At 71.8% G+C, this 17,522-nt stretch carries 16 protein-coding genes, 1 tRNA gene and 1 pseudogene; 3 read left to right on the top strand and 15 right to left on the bottom strand.

Annotated elements, in window-relative coordinates:
• Positions 1 to 218: 218 nt before the first annotated feature.
• The 10 genes and pseudogenes from ACZ466_RS29930 to ACZ466_RS29885 all read right to left on the bottom strand — a co-directional run bounded on the left by ACZ466_RS29930 (position 219) and on the right by ACZ466_RS29885 (position 9,829).
• Positions 219 to 1,481, bottom strand: coding sequence for a sulfate adenylyltransferase subunit 1 (locus ACZ466_RS29930; protein WP_378279224.1), 1,263 nt, complete (start codon positions 1,479 to 1,481; stop codon positions 219 to 221).
• Between the two features lie 17 nt (positions 1,482 to 1,498).
• On the bottom strand, positions 1,499 to 2,413 hold the full coding sequence (gene cysD, locus ACZ466_RS29925; RefSeq protein ID WP_378278777.1) for a sulfate adenylyltransferase subunit CysD: 915 nt from the start codon (positions 2,411 to 2,413) through the stop codon (positions 1,499 to 1,501).
• Positions 2,414 to 2,548: 135 nt separating this feature from the next.
• Positions 2,549 to 2,803: an inositol monophosphatase family protein gene (locus ACZ466_RS29920; RefSeq protein WP_464041746.1), complete on the bottom strand. Its 255-nt coding sequence runs from the start codon at positions 2,801 to 2,803 to the stop codon at positions 2,549 to 2,551.
• Positions 2,804 to 3,065: 262 nt separating this feature from the next.
• Positions 3,066 to 3,302: pseudogene (locus tag ACZ466_RS29915) on the bottom strand (inositol monophosphatase family protein); the annotation flags it as partial.
• A 298-nt stretch (positions 3,303 to 3,600) separates the two neighbouring features.
• A complete protein-coding gene (locus ACZ466_RS29910) occupies positions 3,601 to 5,085 on the bottom strand; it encodes a sugar transferase (protein ID WP_378278781.1) in 1,485 nt (494 codons plus the stop codon).
• Between the two features lie 236 nt (positions 5,086 to 5,321).
• Complete coding sequence (gene pth, locus ACZ466_RS29905; protein WP_378278783.1) at positions 5,322 to 5,894, bottom strand: aminoacyl-tRNA hydrolase; 573 nt, start codon at positions 5,892 to 5,894, stop codon at positions 5,322 to 5,324.
• A 259-nt stretch (positions 5,895 to 6,153) separates the two neighbouring features.
• Positions 6,154 to 6,774 (bottom strand): 50S ribosomal protein L25/general stress protein Ctc, encoded by a 621-nt coding sequence (locus ACZ466_RS29900; protein WP_378278785.1) that lies wholly within the window; start codon positions 6,772 to 6,774, stop codon positions 6,154 to 6,156.
• Positions 6,775 to 7,092: 318 nt separating this feature from the next.
• Positions 7,093 to 8,073, bottom strand: coding sequence for a ribose-phosphate diphosphokinase (locus ACZ466_RS29895; protein ID WP_378278787.1), 981 nt, complete (start codon positions 8,071 to 8,073; stop codon positions 7,093 to 7,095).
• 61 nt (positions 8,074 to 8,134) lie between these two features.
• Complete coding sequence (gene glmU / locus ACZ466_RS29890) at positions 8,135 to 9,580, bottom strand: bifunctional UDP-N-acetylglucosamine diphosphorylase/glucosamine-1-phosphate N-acetyltransferase GlmU (protein ID WP_378278788.1); 1,446 nt, start codon at positions 9,578 to 9,580, stop codon at positions 8,135 to 8,137.
• Positions 9,581 to 9,758: 178 nt separating this feature from the next.
• Positions 9,759 to 9,829, bottom strand: a tRNA-Gln gene (locus ACZ466_RS29885).
• Between the two features lie 557 nt (positions 9,830 to 10,386).
• Here ACZ466_RS29885 and ACZ466_RS29880 point away from each other — a divergent pair.
• Positions 10,387 to 11,340, top strand: a complete 954-nt coding sequence (locus ACZ466_RS29880) for an acyl-CoA desaturase (protein WP_378278790.1) — start codon at positions 10,387 to 10,389, stop codon at positions 11,338 to 11,340.
• Between the two features lie 16 nt (positions 11,341 to 11,356).
• A complete protein-coding gene (locus ACZ466_RS29875) occupies positions 11,357 to 12,202 on the top strand; it encodes a TetR/AcrR family transcriptional regulator (RefSeq protein ID WP_378278792.1) in 846 nt (281 codons plus the stop codon).
• Positions 12,203 to 12,431: 229 nt separating this feature from the next.
• Here the strand turns inward: ACZ466_RS29875 and ACZ466_RS29870 are convergent, their stop codons facing one another.
• Positions 12,432 to 13,247 carry a trans-aconitate 2-methyltransferase gene (locus ACZ466_RS29870; protein ID WP_378278794.1) on the bottom strand — a complete coding sequence of 272 codons (816 nt, stop codon included), beginning with the start codon at positions 13,245 to 13,247 and terminating at the stop codon, positions 12,432 to 12,434.
• A 75-nt stretch (positions 13,248 to 13,322) separates the two neighbouring features.
• Between ACZ466_RS29870 and ACZ466_RS29865 the strand changes: the two genes are divergently transcribed.
• Complete coding sequence (locus ACZ466_RS29865) at positions 13,323 to 13,835, top strand: MarR family winged helix-turn-helix transcriptional regulator (protein WP_378278796.1); 513 nt, start codon at positions 13,323 to 13,325, stop codon at positions 13,833 to 13,835.
• Positions 13,836 to 13,877: 42 nt separating this feature from the next.
• On the opposite strand, the gene ACZ466_RS29860 is transcribed toward ACZ466_RS29865, so the two are convergent.
• The 4 genes from ACZ466_RS29860 to ACZ466_RS29845 form a co-directional block, all read right to left on the bottom strand.
• Positions 13,878 to 15,707, bottom strand: a complete 1,830-nt coding sequence (locus ACZ466_RS29860; RefSeq protein ID WP_378278798.1) for an ABC-F family ATP-binding cassette domain-containing protein — start codon at positions 15,705 to 15,707, stop codon at positions 13,878 to 13,880.
• A gap of 74 nt (positions 15,708 to 15,781) precedes the next feature.
• On the bottom strand, positions 15,782 to 16,030 hold the full coding sequence (locus ACZ466_RS29855) for a hypothetical protein (protein WP_378278800.1): 249 nt from the start codon (positions 16,028 to 16,030) through the stop codon (positions 15,782 to 15,784).
• Between the two features lie 13 nt (positions 16,031 to 16,043).
• Positions 16,044 to 16,475 carry a hypothetical protein gene (locus ACZ466_RS29850; RefSeq protein ID WP_378278802.1) on the bottom strand — a complete coding sequence of 144 codons (432 nt, stop codon included), beginning with the start codon at positions 16,473 to 16,475 and terminating at the stop codon, positions 16,044 to 16,046.
• A gap of 75 nt (positions 16,476 to 16,550) precedes the next feature.
• Complete coding sequence (locus ACZ466_RS29845) at positions 16,551 to 17,471, bottom strand: 4-(cytidine 5'-diphospho)-2-C-methyl-D-erythritol kinase (RefSeq protein WP_378279226.1); 921 nt, start codon at positions 17,469 to 17,471, stop codon at positions 16,551 to 16,553.
• Positions 17,472 to 17,522 lie beyond the last annotated feature (51 nt).

Genomic DNA, 17,522 nt, shown 5'->3' with positions numbered 1-17,522 from the left:
GCGATACGGACGGGAGAAAACGGACAGGCTCAACGGCACTCCAGGAACTGGCGGGGAGAAGGGGGATGCCGGGAAGCGGCTCCTCATCGACATTACCGGCAGTCAAGGCCGGTACGACCACGAAAGCGCCTGGCCGGGACCGGCCCCGGACGCGCCGGGACCGCTTCCGGCCGGACGGGCCGGAAGCGGCCGGGGACCACCGTGCGGTCGGCGCCGCGTCAGCGGGCGCCGATGATCATTCCGGCGGCGACGGTGTTGTTGGTGGACTCGTCGATGAGGATGAACCCGCCCGTGAGCCGGTTGCGGGCGTAGTCGTCGACGAACAGCGGCTGGGTCACCCGCAGCGAGATCCGGCCGATCTCGTTGAGCCCCAGCCCCGTCGCGGACTCGTCCCGGTGCAGGGTGTTGACGTCCAGCCGGTACTGCAGGGCCTTGACCATCGTCTTCGCGGTCCGGGTGGTGTGCTTGATCACCAGCCTGGTGCGCGGCGTCAGCTGCCGGTCCGGCGTCATCCAGCACACCATCGCCTCCAGGTCCTGGGCGACCTCGGGACGGTTGTGCGGACGGGCGATCATGTCGCCCCGGGAGATGTCGATGTCGTCGGCCAGCCGCAGCGTGACCGACATCGGCTGGAACGCCTCCTGGACCGGGCCGTTCGGCCCGTCGATCGCGGTGATCGTGGTGGACAGGCCCGAGGGCAGGTGCACCACCTCGTCCCCCGGCTTGAGCACCCCGCCCGCCACCTGCCCCGCGTACCCCCGGTAGTCGTGCAGGTCGGGGTCGGTGGAGGCGTGCGGCCGGATCACGTACTGCACCGGGAACCGCACGTCGATCAGGTTCCGGTCCGAGGCGATGTGCACGTGCTCCAGGTGGTGCAGCAGCGAGGACCCCTGGTACCAGGGCATGTTCCCGCTGCGCTCCACCACGTTGTCGCCGTGCAGCGCCGACAGCGGGATGAAGGTCAGGTCGGAGACCTCCAGCTTGGCCGCGAACGCGGTGAACTCGTCCACGATCCGCTCGAAGACGTCCTTGTCGTAGTCGACCAGGTCCATCTTGTTCACCGCCACCACCAGGTGCGGCACCTTCAGCAGCGTGGTCAGGAACGCGTGCCGGCGCGACTGCTCCAGGATGCCCTTGCGCGCGTCCACCAGGATGATCGCCAGATCGGCGGTGGAGGCGCCGGTCACCATGTTGCGGGTGTACTGGATGTGCCCCGGCGTGTCGGCGATGATGAACTTGCGGCGCGGCGTCGCGAAGTACCGGTAGGCCACGTCGATGGTGATGCCCTGCTCCCGCTCGGCCCGCAGGCCGTCGGTCAGCAGCGCCAGGTTGGTGTACTCCTCGCCCCGGTCGGCGCTGGTGCGCTCCACCGACTCCAGCTGGTCCTCGAAGATCGACTTGGAGTCGAACAGCAACCGCCCGATCAGCGTCGACTTGCCGTCGTCGACCGACCCGGCGGTGGCGAACCGCAGGATGTCCATCGTCTTGCCCTCGGACATTAGAAGTAGCCCTCTTTCTTGCGGTCCTCCATCGCGGCCTCGCTGGAGCGGTCGTCGGCGCGGGTCTGGCCGCGCTCGGTCACCCGCGTCGCCGCGATCTCTCCGATCACCTCGTCCAGCGTGGCCGCCGCCGACTTCACCGCCCCGGTGCACGAGGCGTCCCCCACCGTCCGGTACCGCACCAGCGCCTCGAACGGCGGCTCGTCGTCGCCCCGGTTCGCGTACGGCAGGTCGGCCAGCAGCATCCCGTCGCGCTCGAACACCATCCGGGTGTGCGCGAAGTAGATCGGGGGCAGCTCCAGGCCCTCACGCCGGATGTAGTCCCAGATGTCCAGCTCGGTCCAGTTCGACAGGGGGAACACGCGCACGTGCTCGCCCTGCCGGATCCGCGTGTTGAACAGGTTCCACAGCTCGGGCCGCTGGTTCTTGGGGTCCCACTGCCCGAACTCGTCCCGGAACGACACCACGCGCTCCTTGGCGCGCGCCTTCTCCTCGTCGCGCCGCGCCCCGCCGAACGCCGCGTCGAAACGGTGCTCCTCGATCGCGTCCAGCAGCGTGGTGGTCTGCAGCCGGTTGCGCGACGCGCGCCGCCCGGTCTCCTCCACCACCCGGCCCTGGTCGATGGAGTCCTGGACGGAGGCCACCACCAGCCGCACCCCGACCTCCTCCACCAGCCAGTCCCTGAACCGGATCACCTCGGGGAAGTTGTGGCCGGTGTCCACGTGCATCACCGGGAACGGGACCGGCGCGGGCGCGAACGCCTTCTGCGCCAGCCGCAGCATGACGATGCTGTCCTTACCGCCCGAGAACAGCAACACCGGCCGCTCGAACTCGGCGGCCACCTCCCGGATGATCTGAATCGACTCGGCCTCGAGCACGTCCAACTGGGACAGCAGGTAGTCGCAACGCTGCATGGTCTGGGGCTCTCTCCACGCTCGTCTGGCTGGGCGCCGGTGGGGTCAGGGGATATCGGGGATGTCGGGCGCGCGGCCCGTGCGGGTCGGGGACGGCGTACCCCGGGATCGGCCCGGAATGCGCTTCGTCCCCCCCTACTTCGGGGGGTGCGGGGGGTCGTCCCCCCACGATGACACGTCCCGGATGCCGGTCAGCAGCGTCGATGCCGACACGGGATGACACACCAGGATATCCGGGAGCCGGGGGTCCTTCTGGTTGTACTCGGGTGCGGCGCCCGAGATCCGCGACACGTGGGCGCCCGCGGCCAGCGCCACCGCGACCGGGGCCGCCGAGTCCCACTCGTACTGGCCGCCCGCGTGCACGTACGCGTCGACCTCGCCCAGCAGCACCGCCGCGATCTTCGCCCCGGCCGAGCCGATCGGGACCTGCTCCAGTTCGACGCCGGACTCCCGCAGCCGCTCGGTCAGGGGCTCCAGGAGCTTGGGGGGGGCGGGTGCGGCTCACCGCGACCCGCAGCCGTCCCGGCTCGGGAGGCGACACCCTCAGCCCGGCCGCCGAGCCGCCGTCCGCCGGCTCGTCCACGGCCCCTCCGGGCGCGGTGCGCAGCGTCCGGCCCTGGGCCGGGAGCGCCACGGCGCCGGCGGCCAGCCGCCCCTTCTCCCACAGCGCCACGTGGACGGCCCAGTCGGCACGGCCCTCCTCGGCGAACTCGCGGGTGCCGTCCAGCGGATCGATGATCCACACCCGGTCGGCGGACAGCCGCACCTCGTCGGCGGTGTTGCCGGTCGGGGAGCGGTCGTCGCCCGCGGCCCGCTTGCCGGACACCGACGCGCGCCCCTCCTCCGACAGGATCGCGTCGCCGGGACGGCGCGCGGCCAGCTCCCCCATGAGGTACTCGTGCGCGCGCAGGTCGCCGGTGTCCTTCAGCACCCGGGGGTCGGCGAACCCCAGCTCGGCGCGGACGCCCAGCAGCAGGCGCCCCGCCGTGCCGGCCAGCTCGCCGGCCAGGTCATGATCCCCAGCGGGGGCGGCCTCCGCCGCCGGATGTTCCGTCATCGACCCCATCACATTTCCCGGCTCGTCACATCGGTCCGGCCCTCATTGTCGTGCACACCGGAAACCCGCCACGCGCCGGGGCCGGTCACAACCGGCGAACGCCCAGGTCCGCCGGCCGGCCGCCGTCCCGTCAGTACGCCCCGGAGCCCTTGAAAACGGCCGACCAGGTCTTCCACATGATCTGCAGGTCGAGGGCGAGCGTCCAGTTGTCGACGTAACGCAGATCGAGCCGGACCGATTCCTCCCAGGTCAGGTCGGAGCGGCCGCTCACCTGCCACAGCCCCGTCATCCCGGGCTTGACCGCCAGCCGCCGGTACACGTCGCCGCCGTACTGCGCGACCTCATCCGGCAGCGGCGGCCGCGGCCCCACCAGCGACATCTCGCCGCGCACCACGTTGAACAGCTGGGGCAGCTCGTCCAGCGAGTAGCGGCGCAGGCGGCGGCCGACCGCGGTGATCCGGGGGTCGGACTTCATCTTGAACAGCACCCCGCCCGGGTGCTCGTTGTACTCCTTGAGCTCGCGCTTGCGGGCCTCGGCGTCCTGCACCATCGTGCGGAACTTCAGCACGGTGAACTCGCGGCCGTCCCGGCCCACCCGGGTCTGCCGGAACATCACCGGGCCCGAGCTGGTCACCTTGATCAGGAACGCCACCGTCAGCAGCAGCGGGCTCAGCGCCGCCAGGCCGCCCAGCGCCGCCGCCCGGTCGAACAGCCCCTTGAGGACCTTCCGGGAGCCGTCCAGCTCCGGGTGCTCCACGTTCAGCAGCGGCAGCCCCGCCACCGGGCGGATCGAGATCCGCGGGCCGGTCACGTCCATCAGCGCGGGCGCCACGACGAGCTCCACGTCGTCCCGCTCGATCTGCCAGGCCAGCCGGCGCAGCGCCACCCCGTCCATCTCCGGGCAGGCCAGCACCGCCACCGAGTCGGCCCCGCTGCGCTGCACCACGCTCGCGGCCTCGCCGAAGTCGCCCAGCACCGGCACGCCCTCGACCTCGCTGACCGCGTCCTCGCCGGACGCCAGCGCGGGCGGCAGGCACACGCCGACGATGTCCATGCCGTGGTAGCGCTTCTCGCGGAGCAGGCGGATCAGGTCGGCCACCGAGGTCCGGTGCCCCACCGCGACCACCCGCCGCATGCACTCGCCCTTCCAGCGCTTCTTGTGCAGCCACTTGCGCAGCCGGTAGCGGGCCACCAGGGCCAGGAAGGTGCCCAGCGGCAGCGCCATCACCACGTAGCCGCGGGCCACCTCGGTCTTGGTGGCGTACGCGGCGATCGCCACCGTCGCGGTGAGCACGAACCCGGCCCGCAGCACCCGGTGGAACTCCTCCCACCCGACCCCGACGAACCGCGGCTGGTAGGCCCGGCACAGCAGCAGGGTCACCACGAAGCACACCGGCAGCGAGCCGGTCAGCACCGCGTACGGGAACGTGGGATCGCTGGGGAAGCCGGGGAACCGCAGCACGAACGCGATCACGCCCGCGGACAGCATGCTCAGGAAGTCCAGCCCGGCGGCCATGCCGCGATAACGCCCGGTCCAGCCCGTTCCCGCGGTACGCCGGGGACGGGTCTGCTCGACCGGGGGATCCTCGAGCCTGATCTTGTCCACGACCGCCATCGGAACTCTCACCACCCCTGCCGCATGCGCCCCATAACGCACGGTCCACCACGGAGACGGCCGAGCGGCAGGGAAGGTTCACACGTCACGTGAAGCCCGTTTGTGATGCATCTTACGATCGGCCCGCGAATACCGCGTCCGAAACGCGAGTTCAGCCAGGCTTCTTGCTGTCTACCGGAGTGATAGGGAATTGCCGCTGTTCGGCAAGGTACGGCGGACTTCCGGCGGGCAGCCGATCAGGACGCGTGGAAGGTGTTCTGCGCCGCTTCCAGGCCCTCGGTCATGAGCGCCTCCACCGCGTCCGCGGCGCGCTCCACGTTGAGCTCCAGCTCCTTGCGCTCGGCCGCGGAGAAGTCCTTCAGCACGAACGCGGCCGCGTCCATCCGCCCCGGCGGGCGGCCCACCCCGAACCGGACGCGCGGGTAATTCTTGTCGCCCAGCGCCCGCGTGATCGAGCGCAGCCCGTTGTGCCCGTTGTCGCCGCCGCCGCGCTTCAGGCGGACCGCACCGTACGGGATGTCCAATTCATCGTGGACGACGATCAAGCGCTCCACCGGCGCCTTATAGAAATCGCGCAGCGCCTTCACCGGGCCGCCCGACTCGTTCATATATCCGCGCGGCTTCGCCAGCACGGCGCGGGCGCCCGCCAGGCGCCCCTCCAGCACGTCGCACCGCGACCGGTGCGCCTTGAACCGCCCGCCCGCCCGCGCGGCCAGCACGTCCAGCACCATGAACCCGGCATTGTGCCGGTTCCCCGCATACGCCGGCCCAGGATTCCCGAGCCCCACCACCAGGAAGTGCTCATTCATGCGCGAGCTGCGCTCCTCGCCTGGCGGCTCGTCGCTGGTCGCGCCTGCGGCGAGCGCTGCATCGCTTCGCGATCAGCCGGATCTCGCCTCCGGCTTCGATCCTGCTGGCCTTCGGACGCGCTCGCAACGCCCGACGGCCGCGCGGAGCGGGTGAGGTGGTCAGGCACTGGTCTCCCTCCAAGGCCGACGGCCCCCGGCGGCGCTGGGCGCCGCGGGGGCCGCATGACGATCGCCGCCGCGGGCTCCGCGGCGGCGTCGCTCACTCGGCCTGCTCGCCGCCCTCGGCGCCCGCCTCCGCGGGCTCGCCCTCGGCCGCCTCGGCCTCGGCCGGCTCGGTCGAGATCGAGGCGTCCACGATCTGCACGATCAGCAGCTCCTCGTCGGCCACCAGCGAGGTGCCCGTCGGCAGCTTCAGGTCACGGGCCAGCACCTGCGCCTCGATCTCCAGGTCGGAGATGTCCAGGACGACCGACTCGGGGATGCGGGTGGCCTCGGCCAGCACGGCGATCTCCACCTCGGGCTGCACCAGCCGGCCGCCCGCGGCCACGTCGCCCTCGATCTGCACCGGGATGGAGACCTCGACCTTCTCGCCCCGCTTGACCAGCAGCAGGTCGACATGCTCCAGGAAGCCCTTGATCGGGTCGCGCTGCACGTCCTTCGGCAGCGCCAGCTCCGAACCGTCGCCCACGCCCTCCACGCGCAGCAGCACGTTCGGGGTCTTCAGGGCGAGCATCAGGTCATGGCCCGGAAGCGAGATGTGCTGCGGGTCGGTGCCGTGACCGTAGAGAACGGCGGGAACCTTGCCGGCCCGGCGGGTGCGCCGCGCGGCACCCTTACCGAACTCGGTGCGCGGCTCGGCGGCGATACGTACCTCGGACACGGCGAAAACTCCTCGTTGTTGCGATCCACGGCCGTCCTGCGCTGGACGTCCGCTACGGACAGAGCGAATCAGGCGTTGCTCGATGCGTCAGGCGCCTCGAAGATTCTTTGCGTTGCCCGGGGAGTGTGAGTCCTCGTACGGAGCCGCACTGAACGACCCGGGCCCTACGCGGATTCAGCAAGTCTAGCCGATCGTCCCAACGCGCAAAGCCAGTGGGGCCGCGGGAACCGCCGAAGTTGATCTTTGACCGGACGCGCGCGGGCCCGCGGCGGCCGATGCCGCCCCGGGCCCGCGTCCTTGACCGTGTCTTGACCCGGCCTAGCTGTGTCCGCCGAACAGGCTGGTCACCGAGCCGTCGCTGAACACCTCGTTGATCGCCCGCGCCACCAGCGGCGCGATCGACAGCACCGTCAGCTTGTCGAACTGCTTCTCCTGCGGAATCGGCAGCGTGTTGGTCAGCACGACCTCCGAGATCCGCGAATTCTTCAGCCGGTCCACCGCCGGGCCCGACAGCACGCCGTGCGTGGCCGCGACCACGACCTTGGTCGCGCCGTTGTCGAACAGCGCGTCCGCCGCCTTCACGATCGTGCCACCGGTGTCGATCATGTCGTCGACCACCACGCAGGTGCGGCCCTCGACCTCGCCGACCACGTCGAACACCTTGACCTCGTTGGCCACGTCCGGGTCGCGCTTCTTGTGGATGATCGCCATCGGCACGCCGCCCAGCCGGTCCGACCAGCGCTCGGTGACCCGCACCCGCCCGGCGTCCGGCGCCACCACCGTCACCTGCGACAGGTCCAGCCGGCTCTCGAAGTGCGAGGCCAGCAGGTCCAGCGCGAACAGGTGGTCGACGGGCCCGTCGAAGAAGCCCTGGATCTGCGCCGTGTGCAGGTCGACGGTGATCAGCCGGTCGGTGCCCGCGGTCTTGAACAGGTCCGCCATCAGCCGCGCCGAGATCGGCTCCCGGCCGCGGTGCTTCTTGTCCTGCCGCGCGTACCCGAAGAACGGCGCCACCACGGTGATCCGCTTGGCGGACGCGCGCTTGAGCGCGTCCACCATGATCAGCTGCTCCATGATCCACTGGTTGATCGGCGCGGTGTGGCTCTGCACCACGAACGCGTCGGAGCCGCGCACCGACTCCAGGAACCGCACGAAGGTCTCGCCGTTGGCGAAGTCGTACGCCGAGGTCGGCGTGAGCTCGACGTGGAGGTTGTCGGCTACTTCCTTGGCCAGGTCCGGGTGGGCACGGCCGGTGAAGAGCATCAGCTTCTTCTGGCCGCTCGCCTTGATCCCACTCACCTTGGACAACTCCCCCTCAATGGAACTGTACTTCCCGTGGGTGTCGTGCCCACGTCCCGCGTCATTCCCCGCGGTCCCGCCCGGACGCCCGGCGAGCGGCCTCGGCCGCCGGGGTACCCGCACGCTTTCGCTCCACCCAGCCCTCGATGTTGCGCTGCCGCCCGCGCGCCACCGCCATCGCACCGGGCGGAACATCCTGAACGATCACCGACCCGGCCGCCGTGTAGGCGCCGTCGCCGATGGTCACCGGCGCGACGATCATGTTGTCGCTGCCGACCTTCACGTGGTCGCCGACCACGCTCCGGTGCTTGTCCACGCCGTCGTAGTTCACGAAAACGCAGGCCGCGCCGATGTTGCTGCCCGTGCCGATCTCCGCGTCGCCGACATAGGTGAGGTGCGGAACCTTGCTGCCCTCGCCCACCTCGGCGTTCTTGGTCTCGACATAGGCACCGATCTTGGCCTTCCGCGCCAGGCGGGTGCCCGGCCGCAGGTAGGCGAACGGGCCGACCGACACCTCGGGGCCGATCTCCGCCCCGGTGGAGACGGAGTTCACCACCCGCGCGTCCGCGCCGACCGAGGTGTCGGTCAGCGTGCAGCCGGGGCCGACCTCGGCCCCCTCCGCCAGGTGGGTGCGGCCGTGCAGCTGCGTCCCCGGGTGGACGACGGCGTCCGGCTCGGCCGTGACCTCCACGTCGATCCACGTCGTGGCCGGGTCGACGATCGTGACCCCGGCCCGCATGTGGGCCTCCAGGATCCGGTCGTTCAGCTGCCGCCGGGCCTGGGCCAGCTGCACCTTGTCGTTGACGCCCTGGGTCTCCACCCAGTCGGGGGTCAGGTACGCGCCCGCCCGGTGACCGTCGTGGCGCAGAATGCCCACCACGTCGGTGAGGTACTCCTCGCCCTTGGCGTTGTCGGTGGTCACCCGCTTGAGCGCGTCCGCCAGCAGGGCGCCGTCGAAGGCGTACATGCCGACGTTGATCTCGCGGACGGACCGCTGCGCCTCGGTCGCGTCCTTGTGCTCGACGATCGCCGAGACCGAGCCGTCCTCCTCGCGCAGGATGCGGCCGTACCCGGTCGCGTCGGGCATCTCCGTGGTGAGGACGGTCACGGCGTTGCCGTCGCCCTCGTGCACGCGGACCAGCTCGGCCAGCGTCTCGCCGCGCAGCAGCGGATGGTCGCCGTTGGTGACCACCACCGTGCCGCGCAGCTCGCCCACGCTCTCCAGGGCCATCCGGACGGCGTGCCCGGTGCCTCCCTGCCGCTCCTGCACGACGGGCTCGGGACGGGGGGACGCCCCGGCCCGTTCGAGATGGGCGATCACCTGCTCCCGGCGGTGGCCGACGACCACCACCAGCCGTTCGGGTTCCAGCGCGCGGGCGGCGGCCAGCACATGCCCGAGCATGCTGCGGCCGCACAACTCGTGCAGGACCTTGGAAGTGCGGGACTTCATACGTGTGCCCTCGCCCGCGGCGAGGACGATGACGGCAGCCGGGCGCTCTGCGCTCACGTGGAGGCTCCTCGGCATCGCGGACTGGATCGGTTGGCTCGGACGCCGATCAGGGGGCCTCGCCCACCAGATCTACCTGCTCAAACAGGCTCGTAACGCGCCCGACACCCGAAGGATACCGCCCAGCCCGGCCCTGTCACCCAGCCGCCCGTCCTGACGGCTGGAACGAGCCCGCAAGCTCCCGGGGGAGGAATCGAACCTCCGTTATCTGAACCAAAATCAGACGTCCTGCCCCTAGACGACCCGGGACCGGCACATCGCCCTGAGGCGAACGCCGATCCAACCATACCGACTACCGCCCCACCCGCCGACCCCATTTCGCCCCGCGAGCCCACACACCCCGGCCACAAGGCGACCAAGGGACCGCTCCCCGCAAGGACCGCAAGGCGACCGCCGAAAACTGTCCGGCCCGTAGCGGAGCGCCAGCGGAGTGGAGGGACGGGCAGGCGGCGGGGAGCGGGTCCGCAGCGAGCCCCCAGGCGAGCGAAGGAGGCGTTCACCGCCGTCCCGGGTGGTGTGGAGGGTCGCCCCTCCACAATGAAACGCGCAACTCTTCGTGCGTCTGGTTCGTTGCGGTTTAGTGCGGTTTTTTGCGAGCACCTCTTAGGGAGTGAAGACCGTCCGGCCCGGGTGAGGGCCGTCACCCGGCCGTCCACTATGACCCGCTGACCTGGCCATACAGTGCTCATGGGATGGCGCCGGCGACAGTTCGCGGCGATTTTACGAACCGGACCTGTCCAACTTACGGAACCGTAGGTTACGTTGGCGTAGGTAAGGCTGCCCAGAGAAGCAGGAAGTGGTGACACATGACTACAGCCCCCGTCCTTGATCCGCCCCGCCCGCAACCCCGACCCGAGATCGAGCCGGAACCGACGGGCATGCTCGAAAGGATCCTCGTCGGGGTCTTCACCGGTGTTCCGTTCCTCGCGCTCCTCGCCGCGATCCCCCTGGCCTGGGGCACCTTTCTCGGCTGGACCGACGTGGCGCTCATGGCGGTCTTCTACGTCCTCTCGGCGGGCGGGATCACCGTCGGCTACCACCGCTACTTCACGCACGGCTCCTTCAAGGCCCGCCGCCCGCTCAAGATCGCGATGGCGGTGGCCGGCAGCCTGGCCATGGAAGGGCCGGTCATCACCTGGGTCGCCGACCACCGGCGGCACCACAAGCACTCCGACAAGGAGGCCGACCCGCACTCGCCGTGGCGGTTCGGCAGCGACTGGAAGGCCCTGGCCAAGGGCCTGGGCTGGGCGCACTACGGCTGGCTCTTCGACGGCGGCCGCACCTCCAAGCAGCGCTTCGCCAAGGACCTGCTGAACGACCGCGACATCGTCCGCGTCCACCGGGCCTTCCCCGCGCTGGTCGCCGTGACGCTGCTGCTGCCGGGCGTGCTCGGCGGGCTGCTGACCATGTCGTGGACGGGCGCGCTGACCGCCTTCTTCTGGGCCGGGCTGGTACGGCTCACGCTGGTCCACCACGTGACCTGGTCGATCAACTCGATCTGCCACACCTTCGGCAAGGAGCACTTCGAGGTCCGCGACAAGTCCCGCAACGTGTGGTGGCTGGCGATCCCCTCGCTCGGCGAGTCGTGGCACAACCTGCACCACTCCGACCCCACCTGCGCGCGGCACGGCGTGCTCAAGGGGCAGATCGACATCAGCGCCCGGGCCATCTGGGCCTTCGAGAAGGCCGGGTGGGCGTACGACGTCCGCTGGCCCGACACCGAACGGCTCGAGGCCAGGCGGACGAACCGTCCGGGCTGAGCGTCACAATTGTCCCGTGACTGAACCTGCCCCCCGGTCCCGCAGGAAGCGGATGACCGGCAAGGAACGACGCGAGCAACTCCTCACCATCGGCCGGTCCCTGTTCGCCGAGCGCGGCCTGGACGGCACGTCGGTGGAGGAGATCGCCGCGGCGGCGGGCGTCTCCAAACCGGTGGTGTACGAGCACTTCGGCGGCAAGGAGGGGCTGTACGCGGTGGTGGTCGACCGGGAGTTCGAGAGGCTGCTCGCCCTGGTGACCGAGGCGCTGAACTCGGCGATCCACTACCGGGGCAAGCTGGAGAAGGCGGCGCTGGCGCTGCTGGAGTACATCGAGTCCAATCCCGACGGGTTCCGCATCCTGGTGCGCGACTCGCACGGCGGCACCGGCACCGGCAGCTTCGCCAGCCTGCTGAGCGAGATCGCCGGCGAGGTCGAGCACGTGATGGCCAAGGAGCTCGACCGGCACGAGTACGACGAGAAGTTCGCGCCGATGTACGCGCAGATGCTGGTCGGGATGGTGGCGCTGACGGGCCAGTGGTGGCTGGACGCGCGGCGGCCCAAGCGCGAGGAGGTCGCCGCGCACCTGGTGAACCTGGCGTGGAACGGGCTGTCGGGGCTGGAGCCGCGGCCGTCGCTGGACCCCAGGCGGCGCCGCAAGGAGGCCGAGCGGCGCGAGAAGCGGGCCGAGCGGGCGGCGGCGAAGGCCGAGAAGGCCGAGGAGAAGGCGGCCGCGAAGGCGGAGCGGGCGCGGAGCAAGGGCCGGCATCCGGAGGACGATCCATCGGACGAGGTGCCGGAGGAGCTGGAGGAGGCCGCTCCGTCCGAGGCGCTCCCGGAGCCGGCGTCGCGTCCGTCCCGGTGACGTGGACCGGTGGCCTCCGGAGTTCGTCCGGACGGCCACCGGCCGGGGTCACCGTGTTACCGGTTGGCCCTGCCTCGGTTCGCGAGGCCGGGGTCTTGGGGGGCGCGCCTTTCTGCGATCATGTGATCGCCGACGTGCCCGTGGTGCGCGGCGTCTGGGCTGCCGCCCACCGTGCGAGCTGGCACACCGCAGGGGAACGAGTCGCTTCCCTCGCGCGGTGGGCGGCAGTTCACGGTCCGGCGCGGCCCGCGATGACGAACACGCGCCGGAACGGGTAGACGGTGCCGTACGGCGCGGCCGGGTAGGCGTCGCGCAGCAGGGCCCCGTATTCGGTCAGGAAGTCGTCGGTCTCGGTCGGGTCGAGTGCGGTCAGGACGGGTCGCAGCGTGGTGCCCTTGACCCATTCCAGGACGGGGTCGTCCCCCTGGAGGATCTGGGCGTAGGCGGTCTCCCACGCGTCGACCCGGCAGCCGTGGCGGCTGAGCAGGTCGAGGTAGCCGGCGGGGTCGAGGATGGGGCGCGCGGCGAACAGGCCGCCGAGGCGGTCGCGCCAGCGCGGGTTCCGGCAGACCTGGCGGAGCAGGGTGTGGCTGGGGGCGCCCCAGTTGCCGGGGACCTGGAACGCCAGCCGCCCGCCCGGGGTGAGGGCGTCGATCCAGCGCGGGAGCAGATCGGTGTGCCCGGGGACCCAGTGCAGGACGGCGTTGGAGACGATCAGGTCGAAGGGGCCGCCGGGACGCCAGGTGGTGACGTCGCCGACGCCGAAGCGGAGGCGTCCGGGGATCTCGTGGACCCGGGCGGCCTCGATCATCTCGGGCGAGGAGTCGATCGCGTCGATGTCCGCGTCCGGCCAGCGGCGGGCCAGTTCGGCGGTGAGCCCGCCGGAGCCGCAGCCGAGGTCGGCGATGCGGGCCGGCTCGGGGACCGCCTGGGCGGCACGGGCCAGCAGCTCGGCGAACGGGCGTGCGCGCTCGTCGCCGAAGGCCCCGTACTGGACGGGGTCCCAGAGGGCGGCGGGCGCTCCGCTCGCTGCTTGTCTCGACATCAAGAGACATCATGCCGTCGCACAATCTTGATGTCAAGAAAGTCTTCTCGATATCGAGACAGGTAAGCTGTCGGAATGCAGGACGAGGTGGACCGCCTGGTCGAGGCCTGGCACAAGGAACGGCCGGACCTCGACGTCCGGCCGCTGCAGGTCCTGAGCCGGGTGTCCCGGCTGGCCCGGCATCTCGACCGCGCCCGCCGCGCCGTGTTCGCCGCCCACGAGCTGGAGGGCTGGGAGTTCGACGTGCTCACCGCGCTGCGCCGGGCGGGCACCCCCTACCAGCTCAGCCCGGGCGCGCTGCTGCGGGCCACGCTGGTCACCTCCGGCACCATGACCAACCGGATCGACCGGCTGGCGGCCGCCGGGCTGGTGGAGCGCCACCCCGACCCGCAGGACAAGCGGGGCGTGCAGGTGCGCCTCACCGCGGCCGGGATGACCCGGGTGGACGCCGCGTTCGCCGATCTCCTCGACCGCGAGCACGCGATCCTCGACAGCCTGGCCCCCGGCGACCGCGAGACGCTGTCGGGGCTGCTGCGAACGCTGCTGATCCCCTTCGACAGCGCCGACGGGCCCCCGGACCACCCCTGACCCCGCGGGCGCGGGGCTGCGGGGCCGGTCGGCGCAGGGCGGTCAGCCGACGTCCTCGGCCAGCATCAGCCACTCCTCCTCGACCTGGGCGGCCTCGGCCTGGATCTCCTTCAGCCTGCCGTCGAGCTCCTGGAGCCGCGCGTAGTCGGTGGCCGCCGCCGCGAGCTTCTCGTGCAGCTCGGCCTCCTGCTTCGCCAGCTTGTCGAGGCGCCGTTCGAGCCGGTCGAGCTCCTTGCGGGCCTTCCACTCCTGCCCGCCGCCCTTCGCCGCCGCCCCGGCGGGCGCCTTCGCCCCTGCCTTCGCCCCGGACTTCGTCTCGGACTTGGGCGCGGTGACGGTGGCCGCGGTCGCCGTCCCCTCGGACGCCGCCGCACGGGTCGGGGCGGTGCCCTCCGCGCGGCGCCGCAGGTACTGCTCCACGCCGCCGGGCAGCATCGACACCCGGCCGTCGCCCAGCAGCGCCACGACGTGGTCGGTGACCCGCTCCAGGAAGTACCGGTCGTGGCTGACGACCACGAGCGTGCCCGGCCAGCCGTCGAGCAGGTCCTCGACCTCGGTCAGCGTCTCGATGTCGAGGTCGTTGGTGGGCTCGTCCAGCAGCAGCACGTTCGGCTCGGCCATGAGCAGCCGCAGCAGCTGCAGGCGGCGCCGCTCGCCGCCGGACAGGTCGCCGATCGGGGTCCACTGCCGGTCGCCGCGGAACCCCAGCCGCTCCAGCAGCTGGCTCGCGGTCCACTCCCGCTTGCCGACGGTGATGCGGTGCTTGATCTCCTCGACCGACTCCAGCACGCGCCGGGACGGGTCGAGCTCCTCCAGGTTCTGCGACAGGTGGGCGAGCTGGACGGTGCGACCGCGGACGACCCGGCCCTCCTCGGCGTCCACCGAGCCGTCCAGCAGCCGCAGCAGGGTGCTCTTGCCGCTGCCGTTGACGCCGACCAGCCCGATCCGGTCGCCGGGGCCGAGCCGCCAGGTCAGGCGCTCGAACAGGCGCCGGTCGCCGAGCCGGACGGCGGCGTCCTCGATGTCGAACACGGTCTTGCCGAGCCGCGCGGTGGCGAACCGGGTCAGCTCGACCGAGTCGCGCAGCGGCGGCTCGTCGGCGATCAGGGCCTGCGCGGCGTCCACCCGGAACTTGGGCTTGGACGTGCGGGCCTGCGGGCCGCGCCGCAGCCAGGCCAGCTCCTTGCGGAGCAGGTTCTGCCGCTTGGCCTCGGTCGCCGCGGCGATCCGGTCGCGTTCGGCCTTGGCCAGCACGTACGCGGAGTAGCCGCCCTCGTAGCGCTCGACCCGGCCGTCGACGACCTCCCAGGTGCGCTCGGTGACCTCGTCCAGGAACCAGCGGTCGTGGGTGACGACCAGCAGCGCGCCGCGGCGGGCGCGCAGATGCCGGGCCAGCCAGTCGATGGCCTCCAGGTCGAGGTGGTTGGTGGGCTCGTCCAGGACGATCAGGTCGGACTCGGGGACCAGCAGCCGGGCCAGCGCGGTCCGGCGCCGCTCGCCGCCCGACATCCCGGCGAGCGGAGCGTCCAGGGGCAGGTCGGCCAGCAGCCCGGCGAGGATGTCGCGGACCCGGGTGTCGCCCGCCCACTCGTGCTCGGGGCGGTCGCCCAGCACCACGTCCCGCACCGTGGCGCCCTCGGCGAACGCGTCGCGCTGGGTCAGGTAGCCCAGGCGGAGCCCGCGGGCGTGGGTGACCCGGCCCTCGTCGGGCTCGGTGGCGCGGGCGAGGATCTCGACGAGCGTGCTCTTGCCGCCGCCGTTGCGGCCGACGACGCCGACGCGGTCTCCCTCGTCGAGCCCGAGGGAGACGGCGTCGAGCAGCGGCCGGGGGCCGTAGGCCTTGGTGACGTTCTCAGCGTTGATCAGATTCACGACGCCTTCAAGGCTAATGGCAGTCGCGGGGGCGCGGGTCAACCGCGAGGGTGCGGCGGCCGGTCCCGGAGGGGTCAGCTGCCTCCGCCGCCTCCCCCGCCGCAGCCGCCGCCACCGCCGCCGCAGGAAGAGCCGCCGCCGCTGCAGGAGGAACCCCCGCTGCACCCGCCGCCTCCACCGGTGCCACCGCCGAAGAAGCCACCGCCGCCGCCGGCCCTGCGGCGGCCCTTCTTACCGCTCTTACCGCCGCCCCCGGCGGCCGCGATGACCATGACGAGAACGACCACACCGCCGATGATGACCACGGGAATCAGGACGTCCATGATCTTCCCCCGTTCAGAAGCTGGAGCTGGACGAGCTGGAGCCGCCGTCGGAGCCGGACGAGCCGCCGGACGACCCGCTGCTCCCGGACGAGCCGCTGTCGTAGCCCGAGGAGCCGCCGTACGACCCGCCCGAGTCGTAGGAGGGACCGGGGCCGGAACTGGAGTACGGATCGGGCGCCGGAGAGCCCGAGTAGGGATCACCACCGGGCGCGTAGCCGCCGGAGTGATGGTGGTGGTGCGCGCCCGGCCCGTACGGGCCGGGGGACGCCCCGGGAGCGCCCGGAGGATAGGGGCCGGGCGGATACGCGCCGGGCTGGTACGGGCCCGGCCCGGGCCCGCCGCGCCCGGACGACGACGCGCGGACCGCCACGACGATCACGACGACCACGACCGCGACGATGCCGAAGAGGAGCGTCAGCGCGACCAGGAGACCAAGAATGCTCATGCCCACCGCTCGTTCCTTCTGGGGGGTAGGGAAGGCGATTTGAGTATGAGACGCACCCGGTGGCCGAAGAGTTCGTCAGATGATTGTGGCCCCGGGGACAGGTCCGTGCGCGCGGACGACGCTCTGCGCCACCCCGGAGCCGTCCAGCGCCGCCGCCAGCTCGCCCGCGTGCTCCTCCGACTCGGCCAGGAACGCGCAGGTCGGACCCGATCCCGACACCAGCGCCCCGATCGCGCCGTGATCGCGTCCGGTGGCGAGGGTACGGCGCAGCGCGGGCCGCAGCGCCAGCGCCGGGGCCTGCAGATCGTTGTCCAGCGCGGCGCCCAGGGCCTTGACGTCCCCGGTGGCCAGCGCGGTCATGAGGGCCTGGGAGACCTCGGGCCAGGGCGCCCGCTCGCCCCGGGCGTCGCGGAGCCGGTCGCATTCGGCGTACACCTCGGGCGTCGACAGCCCGCCGTCGGCGGTGGCGAACACCCAGTGGAAGGTGCCGCGGGTCAGCGCCGGGGTCAGCCGCTCGCCGCGTCCGACGCCGACGGCCGTGCCGCCCACCAGCGCGAACGGCACGTCGCTGCCCAGCACGGCGCCGAGCTCCAGCAGGTCGTCACGGGTGAGCAGGGGGTCCTCGCGGTCGTCCCACAGCCGGGCGCAGGCGACCAGCGCGGCGGCGGCGTCGGCGCTGCCGCCCGCCATCCCGCCCGCGACCGGGATGGCCTTGCGGATGCGCAGCGCCGCCTGCGGCTCGACGCCGAGCCGCTCGGCCACCAGCAGGGCCGCCCGGACGGCGAGGTTGCCGCCGTCGACCGGGACGCCCTCGATCGCCACCCGGGCGGTCGGGGCGGCCTCGACGGTCACCTCCAGCCGGTCGGCGGGGACGGCCGTCACCTCGTCGACGAGGGAGACGGCGTGGAAGACGTTGACGAGGTCGTGATACCCGTCGTCGCGAAGCGGCCCCACAGCGAGCTGGAGGTTGACCTTCGCGGGCGCGCGTACGGTCACTGCTGTCACGTCACGGAAGCGTAGAGGACCGCGGCGCCGCCCACGGCAGGC

This window comes from Actinomadura rugatobispora (assembly GCF_055379765.1).
The sequence above is the reverse complement of the archived record's forward strand: the minus strand, read 5'-3'. Positions and strand labels throughout refer to the sequence as shown.

What these genes read in the sequence shown, in the direction of transcription:
- ACZ466_RS29930 (WP_378279224.1), bottom strand. Translation starts at nt 1,481, where the DNA reads ATGGACATCCTGCGGTTCGCCACCGCCGGGTCGGTCGACGACGGCAAG.
- cysD (WP_378278777.1), bottom strand. Translation starts at nt 2,413, where the DNA reads ATGCAGCGTTGCGACTACCTGCTGTCCCAGTTGGACGTGCTCGAGGCC.
- ACZ466_RS29910 (WP_378278781.1), bottom strand. Translation starts at nt 5,085, where the DNA reads ATGGCGGTCGTGGACAAGATCAGGCTCGAGGATCCCCCGGTCGAGCAG.
- pth (WP_378278783.1), bottom strand. Translation starts at nt 5,894, where the DNA reads ATGAATGAGCACTTCCTGGTGGTGGGGCTCGGGAATCCTGGGCCGGCG.
- ACZ466_RS29880 (WP_378278790.1), top strand. Translation starts at nt 10,387, where the DNA reads ATGACTACAGCCCCCGTCCTTGATCCGCCCCGCCCGCAACCCCGACCC.
- ACZ466_RS29870 (WP_378278794.1), bottom strand. Translation starts at nt 13,247, where the DNA reads ATGTCGAGACAAGCAGCGAGCGGAGCGCCCGCCGCCCTCTGGGACCCC.
- ACZ466_RS29865 (WP_378278796.1), top strand. Translation starts at nt 13,323, where the DNA reads ATGCAGGACGAGGTGGACCGCCTGGTCGAGGCCTGGCACAAGGAACGG.
- ACZ466_RS29855 (WP_378278800.1), bottom strand. Translation starts at nt 16,030, where the DNA reads ATGGACGTCCTGATTCCCGTGGTCATCATCGGCGGTGTGGTCGTTCTC.
- ACZ466_RS29850 (WP_378278802.1), bottom strand. Translation starts at nt 16,475, where the DNA reads ATGAGCATTCTTGGTCTCCTGGTCGCGCTGACGCTCCTCTTCGGCATC.